Origin of the sequence: Acinetobacter sp. Ag2 (assembly GCF_001005515.1) — a bacterium.
Classification (GTDB): Bacteria; Pseudomonadota; Gammaproteobacteria; order Pseudomonadales; family Moraxellaceae; genus Acinetobacter; species Acinetobacter bereziniae.
This window is the reverse complement of record NZ_LBNA01000041.1, coordinates 1-15,437: the sequence shown is the minus strand read 5'-3', so window position 1 is coordinate 15,437 and position 15,437 is coordinate 1. Positions and strand designations below refer to the sequence as shown.

Annotated in this window: 12 protein-coding genes; 5 read left to right on the top strand and 7 right to left on the bottom strand. The window is 38.2% G+C overall.

What is annotated here, in order from left to right; genetic code table 11:
• Positions 1-59: 59 nt before the first annotated feature.
• Both AAV97_RS06680 and AAV97_RS06675 read left to right on the top strand, forming a co-directional pair.
• Positions 60-701 (top strand): SMI1/KNR4 family protein, encoded by a 642-nt coding sequence (locus AAV97_RS06680; RefSeq protein ID WP_046760162.1) that lies wholly within the window; start codon positions 60-62, stop codon positions 699-701.
• A gap of 36 nt (positions 702-737) precedes the next feature.
• Positions 738-1,166, top strand: coding sequence for a hypothetical protein (locus AAV97_RS06675; RefSeq protein WP_005029923.1), 429 nt, complete (start codon positions 738-740; stop codon positions 1,164-1,166).
• A 26-nt stretch (positions 1,167-1,192) separates the two neighbouring features.
• Here the strand turns inward: AAV97_RS06675 and AAV97_RS06670 are convergent, their stop codons facing one another.
• The 3 genes from AAV97_RS06670 to AAV97_RS06660 form a co-directional block, all read right to left on the bottom strand.
• The gene (locus AAV97_RS06670; protein ID WP_046760161.1) at positions 1,193-1,960 is read right to left on the bottom strand and encodes a sulfite exporter TauE/SafE family protein; all 768 of its coding nucleotides are present in this window, start codon (positions 1,958-1,960) and stop codon (positions 1,193-1,195) included.
• Between the two features lie 142 nt (positions 1,961-2,102).
• Positions 2,103-4,307 (bottom strand): TonB-dependent receptor family protein, encoded by a 2,205-nt coding sequence (locus tag AAV97_RS06665; protein ID WP_046760160.1) that lies wholly within the window; start codon positions 4,305-4,307, stop codon positions 2,103-2,105.
• A gap of 218 nt (positions 4,308-4,525) precedes the next feature.
• Entirely contained in the window at positions 4,526-5,230 is a 705-nt protein-coding gene (locus tag AAV97_RS06660) for an SIMPL domain-containing protein (RefSeq protein ID WP_004831412.1), read from the bottom strand.
• A 502-nt stretch (positions 5,231-5,732) separates the two neighbouring features.
• Here AAV97_RS06660 and AAV97_RS06655 point away from each other — a divergent pair.
• Both AAV97_RS06655 and AAV97_RS06650 read left to right on the top strand, forming a co-directional pair.
• Positions 5,733-7,106, top strand: a complete 1,374-nt coding sequence (locus tag AAV97_RS06655) for a diaminobutyrate--2-oxoglutarate transaminase (RefSeq protein ID WP_004831411.1) — start codon at positions 5,733-5,735, stop codon at positions 7,104-7,106.
• A gap of 3 nt (positions 7,107-7,109) precedes the next feature.
• Positions 7,110-8,642 carry a pyridoxal phosphate-dependent decarboxylase family protein gene (locus tag AAV97_RS06650; protein WP_004831410.1) on the top strand — a complete coding sequence of 511 codons (1,533 nt, stop codon included), beginning with the start codon at positions 7,110-7,112 and terminating at the stop codon, positions 8,640-8,642.
• 418 nt (positions 8,643-9,060) lie between these two features.
• On the opposite strand, the gene AAV97_RS06645 is transcribed toward AAV97_RS06650, so the two are convergent.
• From AAV97_RS06645 to mutS, 4 genes are all read right to left on the bottom strand, one after another.
• Entirely contained in the window at positions 9,061-9,780 is a 720-nt protein-coding gene (locus AAV97_RS06645; RefSeq protein WP_004831408.1) for a D-Ala-D-Ala carboxypeptidase family metallohydrolase, read from the bottom strand.
• A 140-nt stretch (positions 9,781-9,920) separates the two neighbouring features.
• Positions 9,921-10,244: a ferredoxin FdxA gene (gene fdxA, locus AAV97_RS06640; protein ID WP_004831407.1), complete on the bottom strand. Its 324-nt coding sequence runs from the start codon at positions 10,242-10,244 to the stop codon at positions 9,921-9,923.
• Positions 10,245-10,582: 338 nt separating this feature from the next.
• Complete coding sequence (locus AAV97_RS06635) at positions 10,583-11,119, bottom strand: GNAT family N-acetyltransferase (RefSeq protein ID WP_042066225.1); 537 nt, start codon at positions 11,117-11,119, stop codon at positions 10,583-10,585.
• A gap of 141 nt (positions 11,120-11,260) precedes the next feature.
• Entirely contained in the window at positions 11,261-13,915 is a 2,655-nt protein-coding gene (gene mutS, locus AAV97_RS06630) for a DNA mismatch repair protein MutS (protein WP_046760158.1), read from the bottom strand.
• A gap of 334 nt (positions 13,916-14,249) precedes the next feature.
• Here mutS and AAV97_RS06620 point away from each other — a divergent pair.
• A protein-coding gene (locus AAV97_RS06620) for an IS3-like element ISAbe6 family transposase (RefSeq protein WP_155769248.1) occupies positions 14,250-15,325 on the top strand; the annotation gives its coding sequence in 2 pieces (ribosomal slippage) (positions 14,250-14,502 and positions 14,502-15,325; 1,077 coding nt in all).
• Positions 15,326-15,437: the final 112 nt, after the last annotated feature.

Here is a 15,437-nt window from a genome sequence, read left to right as displayed (position 1 = left end):
TTATTGTCATTGTTTGATTTTTTTGAGTAAACTCTAGTCAAAGGTTATTTCCGCGAATAATGAAAATGATTCACAAACAATTAGAAGATATACAAAGCTGGTTAGAACAGCATGCGCCACAAATTGCCAAGCAGTCATTGAATCCTGCGGCAAACAGTGTCGAGATTGAAGGCTTTGAACATCAGATTTCAAGAACATTGCCAGAAGATTTTAAAGCACTCTACCGTTGGCATAATGGTATGAATGAAGAAGAGAACCTTGGAAATTTGTTTTATGGTATGGCGTTTTTATCTCTTGCCACAATTGAAAATAGACGACTAGAGCTTGCAGATCTTGTGGATGAGCTTTTTGTGTTAGAACATGCCGATCCGCAAATTAACCCAAGTAATGCTTATCATCGAGATTGGATTCAGTTTGCACATGACGGTGGAAGAACTGGTTTATATTTGGACTTAGCACCGACAGCTTTAGGTGTCAGTGGGCAGGTCATTTTTATTGATCATGATTATAACGTGGGGATTTTGGTTGCCAATTCGATTGATGACTTACTCCAACAGTTTTGTCAGGATTTACAAGCTGACTTATATCAGTTGAATGAAGAGGCATTAGAAGATGAAAATGAATTTCTAGAAACTGATCCAACGATTGATATCATTAATTGGCATATGAGTGAACGATGGGCACGCCCTGATTTTGAGTAAGTTTTAATTGTGTTGTAAGCACTGTGTGAGAGGTGAATGATTAAATTTCCTAAACTTCAAGATTTCCAGTATGTGTCTGAATTCCAGCATTGGTTTGCCAGCATTGAAAATCAATGGGTTGATGTATTGATTCCAAATGAATATGCCGAGATATTTCCTGAGCAACAGTTTGACTTTTTAAAACTTGCTGAACCTTTGGTTACAGATTTGGTGCAATTTGGAGAACAGTATATTCAGCAATTTTCTGCCTTGGATTTAAGCAATGGTGAATTAAACTCAATCCGATATCATGCATTTAATCATATCTCTTGTATTGAACTTTGTTATATCTTTGAACAAGATCCAAATTTTTTATGGAGTGTCGCCTTTGAACAAAACCCTCAAAGGGGGGATAGGCTTGATGTCGAGTGTTCAAGTTTAGATTATGGCTATAACGCTATTATTTTACATCGGGAACCGATCTAAACGCAGATATGAAGGGTTGATTTGGATTAGAAAAATAAATCATATCCCATACGTCCAATTAGAAAGATCAAAAGAATCAGAAAGAAAATTCGAATAAAACCACTCCCATATTTAAAGGCGAGGGCGGTTCCTGCGAGAGAGCCGAGTACATTACAAACGGCTAAAATAATTCCTGCCACCCATAAAATATGCCCTGCGGGAATAAAGAAAAACATTGCGGAAATATTGGTGGCAACATTGACCAATTTTGCAGAAGCTGAGGCATTTAGAAAATCAAAAGCAAATACTTTAACAAACAAAAACAGCAAGAAGCTACCTGTACCTGGTCCAAAAATTCCATCATAAAAACCAATCAATGCACCAAAAAATAGACCAAGTGCAATTTCTTTTTTTCCAGTTTGTAAAACTGTGTGTATCTTACCTAAATCTTTTTTGGCAAAAGTGTAGATTGCAATCAAGATAAGCAAAAAGAATACGATATAGCGCATCAATTCTTTTGGAATTAAGGAAACAGACATCGCACCGAAGAATGAAAATATAAATGCTGCCAACATGGTCGGTAAGATAAGTTTCCAGTTGATAGTCACTTTCTTAAAGTAAGCAAATGCAGATGACACTGTACCTGCCATAGCAATAATTTTATTGGTTCCAAAAACAGTGGCTAAACTTCGCGTCGGAAAAGCATGCATTAACGCAGGTAGGAGTACTAATCCACCACCACCCACGGCAGCATCAATTAAACCCGCGCAAAACGCAAAGAACCCCAAACTCAGCAGTATTGTTTCGTATTCCATTACAGAAGTTCTAACTTATTTTAAGAAAACAATCATAAAAGATATTCGAATAAAAGTAATTAAAAAAGCACAAATCTCATGTTTTGAGATTTGTGCTTAAATTAAAAACAATTTGAAATTCTAAACTGATTTGCCAACCTGATTAGAAATTAACTGAGGTTTGCAAATAGAAAGTGCGTGGTTGCCCTACATACTTTCCACCTGTTGAATCAGAGGAACGAGTAAAATATTCTTTATCAAATACATTTTTAATACCAGCTGCGATTTTTAAACCATAAAAATCTTCACCAAAATCATAGCCTGTACGCACAGCAAAAGTCGAATATCCAGGTATGTTCCCGATACGACCATCTGAACTTTCTACAGTTTGATAAATATTACCTGAGCCAGGTGCATGTTGTTTAGATTGAGCAAACATATCAGCATTGACTGACCATTTTTCAAATGTATAGCCCAGACCTAAATTCCCTACATGACGTGAATAGTAAGGGAGATCTTTGCCTTCAAATTTGCCAGCCTCTGAGACAGCTTTGGTAAAGGTATAATTACTATAGACTTTCAGACCTTCAAGCATGTCATAGAGATGCCCAAAATCGTAATTTAAGCCCAACTCTATACCTTTATGACTGGTTGCACCTAGATTGGTCCAGATTCCTGTACCAATATTATCAGGACGTTCTAATATCAGTTCTTTGTCAAAGTCCAAGTAGAATACAGTGAGTTCTGCGTTTAAACCATTGCCAAGGTATTTGGTACCAATTTCATAGTTATTAGATTTTTCAGGGTGTAATCCATCTAGTGTCGTAACGGCTTGTCCTGCATCAACTTTTGCTAACTGATTATATTGTTGAGGACCAAAGGAAACAGCTGCATTGGCAAAGATATTCCATTGATCATTGAAATTGTATTGCAATGCTAAGCTTGGTAGAAATTCATCCGATTTGATATTTGGATGTACTGTATTGATGAATTTTCCACTTTGATAAGCGCTATAATCATTATGTGTTTTAATCGATTCAAAACGTACACCCGGGGTAATGGTGAATGCGCCTAATCCAAAACGGTTATCTATATAGAGTGCATGGGCTTTGGTTCCACCTTCACTGATTGTATTGGCTAAACGTTCGCCTGGTATACCTGTTGCCGTGTTATATGGTGTTGTACGACCTGAAAATTCAGAACTGTCTTCTTGTAAATAACGATAGCCTACAGTCACCTCATTATTCATATTACCCAAGCTATAGGCACGTGAATAACGTGGCTCAATTCCAAAGTATTTATAATCACGTGGAGAGTTGCTAATTCGACTATTTGCAGTACCTTCAATGGCAGACTCTAGATCACTGGTACGGAAAGAATCGACGTAATAGCCTAACACTTCAAAATTATTCAGTTCGTCTTTATGGCTATATTTCACAGAAACATCAGAACGTCGACCTGCAAAATAATTTCGAAATTGATTGGATTGGTAAGGATTTTTTGCATAGTCAGCGGTGGTTAAACCCTCAGGCATTTCACCGCGACCTTCATAATGATGCAGATTGACCGCCAAAGCATCTTGGTCATTAAACTGATATGAAGATTTCAACATCACATCATCAATATCAATGTCATTATTGGCTTCACGATAACCATTCCCTTTGGTTCCAGAATAGAGTAAGGCAAGCCCTAAACCATTCTCCATTGTTCCGCCAACAAATAGGTTTGGGCTGTACTTCAGTTGGTCAGTCCCTGTAGCAAACTCAGTTGTTAAGCCAACAGAACCTGATAATTTTTCAGGAATTGCACGCGTATTGAAGTTGATGATGCCTCCGACATTTTGAGGTCCGAAGCGAACTGTACCTGCACCACGCACGACATCAATAGATTCAATATTACCCATTGACACAGGTGCCATAGATAATTGTGGTTGTCCATAAGGTGCAAAAGATAATGGAACACCATCCATCAAAACTGTAGAGCGTGGCGAGAGACGAGAGGTGAGACCGCGTACACCTAAATTGAGTGATACATCACTACCACCAGTACCATTACTGTCTTGAACTTGTACACCAGGAACTTGCTTGAGTGCATCACGAATGGAGGTCACCGCAGATTCATCCATTTTTTTACGATCAACAATACTACGTGCACCAGCATGTTTATGTACTTTTTCAGCATTGGCCTCTTCAAGCCAATTTCCTTCAGCTTGGACGGTAATTGTTTTAAGGGCTTTAGGCGTATCTTCTTGGATATCCTCTGCATAAGATGCTACGGATATAAAACTGAATGAAACTGCAATCGCAAGACTCAGAGGGCTTGGTTTGAACGCTGAGTGACAGCGTGTGTTGTGAATCGAATTATTCATATGCGCTTAAAAATTTGGAATTGTGCGTATCTTAATCTGTTCAATGTTATTTTTAAATCATGATGATTATCATTTAAAACTATGGTTTGGTTAAAATAAGTGGAATTTGTAATAAACAATCAAATTGTTAGGCATAAAGACTTAAAAAACCGTGCCTAAGCACGGTTTCTATAAATCTGATTTTTCTATGAATCTGATTTAAAGTTAAATCAACGAGATTATTTAAACTGGATAGAACCATTGGCATTTACTGTGATCTTCGACTCACCAGCAGCCATATTTTGTCCACCAGCATCGGCAGCTTCAAACTTAGCCATAGATGCACGTGCGGCATAAATCGGTTGTGGATAAGAGTTGCTGGTATTGATGTTGATATTCACCAAGTTATAAGACGATTTGTTCCATGCTTGCGTTAAAATTTGCGCACGTTGTTGGAAGTTTTTCGAAGCTTCAACCATTAATTCATTTTCAACTTTTTTACGTTGTTCATCAGACACTGTGAAATTAATTGACTGGGTTTGGAAGCTGTTTTGCAATTCATTGATTAGTTGGCTTGCTGCTTTAAAGTCTTTACTTTCAATTTGGATTTCAGCACGACCACGCCAATCTTTTAACTTTTGATTGTCATTGTCATATACAGGATAGGTGGTTTGTGAACCTGTTTCGACTTTAACTTGTGGATATTTTTTAGAGATCGCAATGGCTTGATTCATTAATTGAGTGATTTGTGCGGAAAGCTCGGCAGGCTGTTTGTTGGTCTTTTCAATAAACAGTACGGCATGCATTTCATCATTAGACACTTGACGTGTCGCATCTGCTTGAACATTTACGATGTTGTAGTTTAGCGGATCATTATCAGCTGCCATTGTCATTGTGCTCAGTGTAGTTCCCAGAAGTAAAGTGGTTAAGGCTAAGTAACGCATAAGTCATCCTTAAAAATTGTTTGATTAAATTTTATGACCAAAAGATATATTGTATAAATTGAATCTGTTTTTGATGATAATGGTAGTTTGTGGAAAAACTATGGCGGATTTTGTGGTGCATTTGTAATAATTTACATAGAAATTGCAATAATGTTTTATTTAAAAATTTTTTAAAATGAATTATTTACGCACTTATAGACTATTGGATTTGTATAAGATCGTGTCTTATAGGTAAAGTGATTTTAATTGTCTACTTTTCTTTGCTTTGTCACATAGTATGATAATAATACTTGAACTGGATTGAGCTAAATGTTTTTTTCGATAAATGGAGAGTAGATAAGTACATAAAAGTTATTTATTTTCTTGTAAAAAACTGTATTATCGCGCTCCTAGTTATGAATATTAAAAGCTCTCTAACTAGATTTCTATAAAGCACCGAGTCAAAGGACCACAAGTCACCCGACTTATTTCTTTCAACCCATATCAGAGATGGTAATTCGATATGAGCGTTACTTCTGTAAATCCTGCTGCCACTTCCACAAACGAATACTACTTGACTCGCCAAAGTCAGATGGAATCGAATGTTCGTAGTTATCCACGTAAATTACCGTTAGCGATAGCGGAAGCACATGGTTGTTGGGTTACCGATGTTGAAGGTACAAAGTACCTCGATTGTTTAGCTGGGGCAGGAACATTGGCTTTAGGCCATAACCATCCTGCGGTGATTAAAAGTATTCAAGACACTTTAGCAAGTGGTTTACCTTTACATACTTTAGATTTAACAACGCCTTTAAAAGATGCTTTTACTGAAGCACTACTTGAACAACTCCCAGGTGGAAAAGAAGAGTATTGTCTACAGTTCTGTGGTCCATCTGGTGCAGATGGTACAGAAGCAGCGATTAAGTTGGCAAAAACATATACTGGTCGTAGTACTGTGATCAGTTTCTCTGGTGGTTACCATGGTATGACACATGGTGCACTAGCGATGACAGGTAACTTATCTGCTAAAAATGCGGTGAATGGTTTAATGCCAGGCGTACAATTTATGCCATATCCGCATGAATACCGTTGCCCATTGGGGATTGGCGGTGAAGCAGGTGTAGATGCCCTTACCTATTATTTCGAAAACTTCATTGAAGATGTAGAAAGTGGTGTGACCAAACCTGCTGCTGTAATCCTTGAAGCGATTCAAGGTGAAGGTGGTGTTGTGTCTGCACCTGCAAAATGGTTGCAAAAAATCCGTGAAGTGACTGAACGTCATAATATCGTGTTGATTTTAGACGAAGTTCAAGCAGGCTTTGCACGTTCAGGTAAAATGTTTGCCTTTGAACATGCAGGTATTGAACCTGATGTTGTGGTGATGTCAAAAGCAGTCGGTGGTAGCCTACCATTGGCTGTATTAGGGATTAAACGTAAGTTTGATGCTTGGCAGCCAGCAGGTCACACGGGGACTTTCCGTGGTAACCAACTTGCTATGGGTACTGGTCTTGCAACGATTAAAACAATCAAAGAGCAAAATCTGGCGAAAAATGCACAAGAACGTGGTGATTTCTTACAAGCTGAATTGAAAAAATTAGCTCAAGAATTCCCATGTATTGGTAATGTTCGTGGTCGCGGTTTGATGATCGGTGTTGAAATTGTGGATGAGCGTAAGCAAGCAGATCATATGGGTTCGCTTCCTGCTGATTCACAATTGGCAGCTGCAATTCAAACAGCATGTTTTAACAATAAGCTATTGTTAGAAAAAGGTGGTCGCAGTGGTACCGTGATTCGTCTACTTTGTCCGTTGATCATTACTCAAGAAGAGTGTGAAGATGCAATTGCACGCTTTAAGAAAGCTGTTGCAGAAGCTCTTGTTGCAGTTCGAGGCGCTTAATTCATGGTAGATTTTGCAGAACATCGTAAAGCGTTACTCTGCAATGATGCTCAATCTATTGCTGACTATGAGTCAGCAATGGCTGAGGCGACTAAAGCAGTCGCAGCATGGTTGCAAAACGATAAAATGTACACAGGCGGAAGTATCAAAGAACTTCGTGAAGCGATTTCTTTTGCACCGTCTAAACAAGGTTTAGGGCTTCACCAGTCGCTTGAGCGTATGGTTGAGCTTTTCCTTAATAAAAGTTTAAAAGTACATCACCCACATTCTTTAGCGCATTTGCACTGCCCAACAATGGTGACCAGTCAAATTGCTGAAGTGTTGATTAATGCCACAAACCAGTCAATGGACTCTTGGGATCAAAGCCCAGCAGGTTCATTGATGGAAGTTCAATTAATCGATTGGTTGCGTCAAAAAGTAGGTTATGGTGCAGGTCAAGCAGGGGTGTTCACTTCTGGCGGTACACAGTCTAATTTGATGGGTGTACTGTTGGCGCGTGACTGGTGCATTGCCAAGAATTGGAAAGATGAGGATGGTCGTCCTTGGTCTGTTCAACGTGACGGTGTTCCAAACGAAGCGATGCGTAATGTCAAAGTGATTTGCTCTGAAAATGCGCATTTCTCTGTTCAAAAGAATATGGCGATGATGGGCATGGGCTTTCAGTCAGTTGTGACTGTACCTGTCAATGAAAATGCACAGATGGATGTCGATGCGCTAGAAAAAACCATGGCGCATTTACAGGCTGAAGGCAAAATTGTTGCTTGTGTTGTTGCGACTGCTGGGACAACCGACGCTGGTGCGATTGATCCATTGAAAAAAATCCGTGAAATCACCAATAAATATGGCGCGTGGATGCATATCGACGCAGCATGGGGTGGTGCACTGATCTTATCAAATGACTATCGATCAATGCTTGATGGTATTGAATTGTCTGATTCAATCACCTTGGATTTCCATAAGCACTATTTCCAAAGTATTTCATGTGGTGCGTTCTTGTTGAAAGATGAAGCGAACTATCGTTTCATGCATTATGAAGCTGAATATTTAAATTCGGCTTATGATGAAGAACATGGCGTACCAAACCTTGTTTCGAAGTCTCTACAAACAACGCGTCGTTTCGATGCGTTAAAATTGTGGATGACCATCGAAAACCTAGGTGAAGAGCTTTATGGTTCAATGATTGATCATGGCGTTAAACTTACTCGCGAAGTGGCAGATTACATCAATGCTACTGCTGGTTTGGAAATGCTGGTTGATCCACAATTTGCATCGGTGTTGTTCCGTGTCGTTCCAGAGAATTACCCTGTGGAATTACTGGATACATTGAATCAAAACGTTGCAGATGAATTATTTGCACGTGGTGAAGCCAATATTGGTGTGACTAAAGTGGGGCAGGTTCAATCTTTGAAAATGACCACTTTAAGCCCAGTTGCAACTTTAGATAACGTGAAGAATCTTCTTGCTTTGGTATTGGAAGAAGCAGATCGTATCAAAGCAGCAATCGCTGATGGTACATATACGCCTGCAATTGACTAGGTTTAAACTATGTTGATTGAAATGAAATAGACTTTGTTTATTTCAAAAAACGCCCGATGAATTTCATTGGGCGTTTTTATTTAAAGGTGTTTTGGTCTAAAATATAGTCAACCTGTCAAAAACTCAGACGCAAGAATATAATCTCTTTTAATTAAATCAATTCCCTGTAAGAATAAATTATTTGCTTGTAAAGAAGCTTGCAATGCCACAGCTTGCATTCAAAGTTTAAATACCTCCACCCAACAGCGACATCCATGTCACCCCACGGTAGGGTAACCATCTAGAACCTAAAAGCACAAAAAACGAATTGATCACCTAGTTTTTAAAGTTCATACAGAAACATAAGCTTCATTTATGATCAAATACCTGGTCATAAAAAAAGAGATCTTATCGATCTCTTTTTAAATTGAATCTTGACTTAAAAATTACACATTGAGCTATTACGGGTCAAGTCAGGTCCCCAAGTACGATAACCTTGAGTATCAATATGGATTTGCCCTGAAGCGTATAGACCTAAGCCCATATTTAAGCTTTGACCGTACTGTGACCAAAATTGACACAGTTTAAACTTGGTGTGTTCAATATAAGCATAATCTTCAGGTTGAGGGTTTTCAGGACCTATACGAAAATCGATGGCTGAATTAAATAAATGACGTGAAGAGCCAGCGCCACCCGCACATTGATTCAATGGTAGGTCACGATAAACTGAAGTAACCGTAAAGTCTGTTAAAACTTTGGATGCAACTAGATATTTGAACACTTTCAATGTCGGTAATTGATTATTCCATAGCTCTCGACTTGGAATCATATATTCTGATTTACCGCATTTTTCCCAATCCCGTGCAGTTTTAAATAATTCAAAACTTGGAATAATATTTCCTGCATTGTTTTGTTCAAGAAAACGTTCATAACCACGCGCACGAGACTGGTTGTCACCATACATTAACCATTGACGATAAGAGGCGGGCATGGTCTTTTGTGGGATTGGTCGTTCAATCGTAATTTTTTCTTCAGGAATATAAATACGTTGACCATGTGGTGTGCTAATTGTTGGATTCTTTTGAGGGGAAGATGTACATCCGGCCAGAATCATTGTAGTAACACCGACAGCAAGTAGACCTTTCAAAATAAATTTCATTCTCAATATTAGCTAAAGCAAGTAACGGAGTATTCTAGTCTAGTTTAGGTTGGGTATTATGAATAAATTGCAAATAAATGTATAAATTACATATTTAAATGCAAAAAAGATCAGCCTAAGCTGATCTTTTAGAACAATACTTATTTTTCTAAATACTGTAATTTGTCTGGCTTACCATTCCATTCTTCACGATCTTCGGGTTGATCACCAATTTGGGTAATGTTCGGCCATTTTTGTGCAAGTTCAGCGTTTAATTCAATAAACACTTCTTGACCTTCAGGTAATTCATCTTCTGAGAAAATTGCATTTGCAGGGCACTCAGGTTCACATAATGCACAGTCAATACATTCGTCTGGGCTAATCACAAGGAAATTAGGACCTTCATAAAAACAGTCTACTGGACATACTTCTACGCAGTCTTGATATTTACACTTAATACAATTTTCAGTGACAACAAAGGTCATGGCGTCAGCTACCTAAAAATATGGTTCTAATTAATAATGGTGTATTTTAGGGAAAACGCGACAAAGTAACAATTGCTTTTATTGATATTTAATATAGAAGAACCTGCTGAATCAATTTTTTTATAGTAAGAAGGTTTATTTTGTGATGTATTTCTCATTTATGTGGGTATGAGTAATAATTATAGAGAAAGTATAGTTAAAAAAATGCTAAGCATATTAAAAATAGGGCATAACTGTAATATTGAAAAAACACAAAAATTATTTTATTGCTTGAAAAATAAACCGAACCTGCTGTTTGTTTAGACTGAATGATCGTTGACTATATTTCTCTATACGGACTATTCGCTGAGATTGTAGATTAAATGGATATCCTCAGGTTCTAAAGACCAGAGTTGATGATCAGGCTTTTCTAAAAGCTTTGCGCCTTGCTTGAGATAAAAATCGACTGTGCGTTGAGTGGGGGTTGCTGAAATATAGAGTTGTTTTGCACCTAATTTTTTTGCTGATGTGATGGCTGTTTGCATTAACTGACTGCCAATGCCATGACTTTGATGATGGGCATCTACATAAAAATATTGCAGTAGCTTCGCTTGAGGATAATCAGTAATTTTTTGATTTGATACGACCTGAACTGCGATGAGTTGATTTGACGGAGTAAAGCCACCTATGCAAATTGCACCTTGTTGGCAAAGATGTTTGATTAAAGGTGGGTCATTTTCTAGATGATACTGATCCCAACACTGAACATCATAAAAGCAGTCAATACGCTGAAGTTGTTGGCTGTGTTGTAGATATATATGTGTGATTAACTCTTTTCGATCAATCTGTTGCCAAATTAAATCAATCTCAGCGTATTGTAATGGTCTAAAGGAAATCTTAATTTTACAGCCCTCAAATCGGTTTTAATGACTTTTTATACATCAAACCTTTATGTTTTTGAATTTAGATAATCGGTTTACTTGTAATAGATTTTTCCAGAACCCGCTTAAACAATAAACAGGTCCTGGGATATTGGTCTATGACTTTAAAGCAGCTTTCAGTGCATACAATTGTTCAAGTGCTTGGCGAGGAGTTAAATCATCTAGGTCGATATTTGCCAAAGTATCGAGCACTGGAGAAGGTTTAATAATTTCAATGACTTTTTCAATTTCAATAATCTGCTCCTGTGTTTCAGGTTCAGGTTGGTCAACATTGGCAAATAGATCATTTTGTACAACGGATTGCAATTGTTGCTGTTGTTGCTTCTCTAAAATTTTTAAGCGTTTTTGTGCTTCTTTAATCACCCCAGCAGGAATCCCTGCAAGTTTTGCAACTTGTAAACCATGGCTTTGACTGGCAGGACCTTGCTGTACTTTATGCAATAAAATCAAATTACCATTCAATTCTTTAGCAGTGACGTGATAATTATCAATTGCGACTTCTTTTGATAATTCGGTTAATTCAAAATAATGGGTTGCGAATAAACATAAGCATTTGATGCGTTTAGTTAAGTCGAGTACACATGCCCAAGCCAGTGACAAACCATCATAAGTACTTGTACCCCGACCAACCTCATCCATCAGCACTAAAGACTGATTGGTGGCATGGTGCAAAATTTGAGAGGTCTCAGTCATTTCAACCATGAAGGTAGATTTACCTGTAGACAAATCATCTGCAGAACCAATACGGGTAAAGATACGATCTATAGGACCTAGTTTTGCAGCTTTTGCAGGAACGAAACTGCCACAGTAAGCAAGTAGACTGATCAATGCGGTTTGACGCATAAAGGTCGATTTACCCCCCATATTCGGTCCAGTAATGATCGCCATACGATGATTAAAATCAAGCTGGGTATCATTTGGCGTAAATGGTGCTTTACTTAATGATTCGACCACGGGATGACGACCAGCAGTAATTTTAATGCCGATATCGGGGCTATATTCTGGTCGATTCCAATTGTTTAAACGTGCTTGATGCGCAAAGTTAGCCAATAGGTCAATATGTGCAATGGATGCACTCATCATTTGCAAATTGGCAATGTCTGCTCTTAATTCATCTAACAACATTTCAAAGAGTAGCTTTTCTCTAGCCAATGCTCGAGATTCACTGGAAAGCACTTTGTCTTCAAAGGATTTTAACTCTGGGGTAATGTAACGCTCAGCATTTTTCAAGGTTTGGCGACGTATATAATGTTCAGGTGCTTGTTCTGCCTGAGCACGGGTGAGTTCAATATAGTAGCCACTCACACGGTTATAGCCAATTTTTAAGGTGTTGATTCCTGTTGATTCACGTTCCTTAATTTCCAAATCAATTAAAAATTGCCCTGCATGATCACGGATTTTACGAAGTTCATCTAATTCAGTATCAAAGCCTTCTGCAATGACATTGCCATCACGCAATAAAACGGGTGGATGTTCAACAATGGCTGACATTAAACGTTGGTGTAATCCATTAAAATCACCCAATTCTTCATTTAATTGTCCAATTAATTTAGATTGTTGAGTATTGAGAATGGGTTGCAGAGCATGCCTTAAAAATGGGATTTGGGCGCATGCCTGACGCAGTTGTACCAAATCACGTGGACGAGCACTTCCAAGAGCGACTCGACTTAAAACACGCTCAATATCTCCAATTTCTTTAAGCACTAAACGTACAGGCGCTTCATGATAACCTTTGAGCAATGTATCTGTAGCGTCTAGACGCTCATCGAGTATTTGTGTATCGCGTATGGGTTGCATTAGCGTACGTGCAAGCAATCGGCTGCCCATTGCAGTTTGGCAATCATTGATCAAACTAAATAATGATGTTCCATGTTCAAAGAGTGGATCAATAATTTCTAAATTACGACGTGTGACAGGATCGAGCGCAATGAAATCAGAACTTTGTTCTAACTTAATTGAACGAATATGCGGTAATGCCGTTTTTTGAGTTTCTTTCGCATAATGAAGCAAGGCAGCGGCTGCTGCTTTAGCCAGCGGTAAATGATCAATCCCAAAGCCAGAAAGTGTGGAAACGGCAAACTGATCACATAAGGTTTTTTGTGCATTATTTAAATTAAAATCAACATTAGGGCGTTTGGTGATTGGACACTCAATTTGTTTTTTTATTTGCTCAATAATATTCGGGTCGACAATGTCTTCATCGACTAGAATTTCACTTGGCATTAATCGTGCCAGTTCAATCGCTAAATTTTCAGATTTAAAATCTTGCTGCTGTACTTTAAAAATACCTGCACTTAGGTCAAGTAAGGCGATACCGATTTGATTTTGCTGAAAGCATAAGGCAACAAGATTGGAGGATTGTGTTGCCGTCAATAAGGCATCATCAGTTAACGTTCCTGGTGTAATGATTCTGACTACGCCGCGTTCAACAGGTCCTTTTCCTGTGACTTCACCAATTTGCTCACAGATCACCACCGCTTCGCCTTTTTTGACTAGACGAGCCAAGTAGCCTTCAGCTGCATGATAAGGTACACCCGCCATTGGAATAGGTTCGCCGTTGGCTTTCCCACGGTGCGTAAGCGTGATTCCAAGCAGTTTGGCAGCTTTTTTTGCATCATCAAAGAACAGTTCGTAAAAGTCGCCCATGCGATAGAACATTAATGAATGTGGATGTTGCATTTTTACTTTTAAATATTGCTGCATCATTGGCGTGTGAGAAGATAAGTCAGCCGTTATTTCTGTGTTATTCATGTACATGAAATCCCTGAATTTAAGCAAAAAATATAAATCTAAAAAAGCCTGGCCGTCTAACCGAATCCAATTTTTCTGAGTGAATGTGAACTAATCAAAGCAGAAGTATACCTTGAAGTGTACTTGTGATTGTTGAAATTAAATCAACAAAGGGGAGACGATTAGCTCAATTTCTCTAAGCTCCATCTTAGCAAATTGAGGAGGATTAATAAAAAATAATCCTGAGATGAGTGAGGAAATAAACAGCAAAAAGAAAGATGGCGCGGTAATCCCCCCTCAAAATAATTGAACTCAAAAGTAGAAAATCGAATAATCCTGTTCAAGGAGATTTTTTATGAAAACATCTAAATATTCAGATAGCTTAATCATGAGTATTTTAAAACAAGCTGAATCAGGAACACCTGTGCCTAACTTATGCCGTGAACATGGTATGAGTTCCGCTACATTTTATAAATGGAAAGCGAAATATGGAGGTATGGATATTTCAATGATGACACGACTTAAAGAATTAGAGACTGAAAATGCTCGTCTGAAACGTATGTATGCTGACGAACGCCTTAAAGCAGATATTCTTCAGGATGCACTGTCAAAGAAGTTATAAAGCCTGTACAACGTAAATCTCTTGCTCAGCGAGCCGTTGAACAATTTAAGATTTCAGTGAGTAAAGCTTACTTCATCTTTCAACTTAGTCAAACCTGTTATCGTTATAAAGCTCAATTAGATGAGCAAAATAAGATGATTGCAGACTGGCTACTGAAGCTCACCAACGAGAATAAGACTTGGGGCTTTCAGCTTTGCTTCTTGTACCTACGTAATGTCAAAGGCTACTCATGGAACCACAAACGTGTTTATCGAATTTATAAGGAGCTTGAGCTTAACCTACGAATTAAACCCAACAAACGCATTCAGCGAATAAAGCCTGAACCGCTTACAGTACCATCAACACCAAATGAATCGTGGTCAATGGACTTTATGCATGACCAACTGAGTGATGGTCGCAGTTACCGAATTCACAATGTTATTGATGATTATAACCGTGAGTCACTGGATATATTGATTGATTTTTCTTTGCCAGCTCAACGAGTGCTGAGGGGATTGGATCAATTAATTGCATGGCGAGGTAAGCCAAAACGTATCCGTAGTGATAATGGACCCGAGTATGTTAGTGATTTAATGCAAGCGTGGTGTACTCAACATGGAATTGAGAATGTATTTACCCAACAAGGACCTACACAACAGAATGCTTATGTTGAACGCTTCAACAGGACGGTTAGATATGAATGTTTGAATCAATATTTATTTCGAGAGCTTGAAGAAGTTGAAGACTATACAACGATATGGCAACACTTTTATAATCACGAACGACCACATATGTCAGTTGATGGTAAACCACCTAAATTTAAACAATGATAAGGACTTTGCCTTTCTACTTATAAACTCAATTAAAAATGGGAGTATTACCCGACGAATATTATTTCTGAATTATTGTATGCAGCATATGATAAGAATAATGATTTATTAG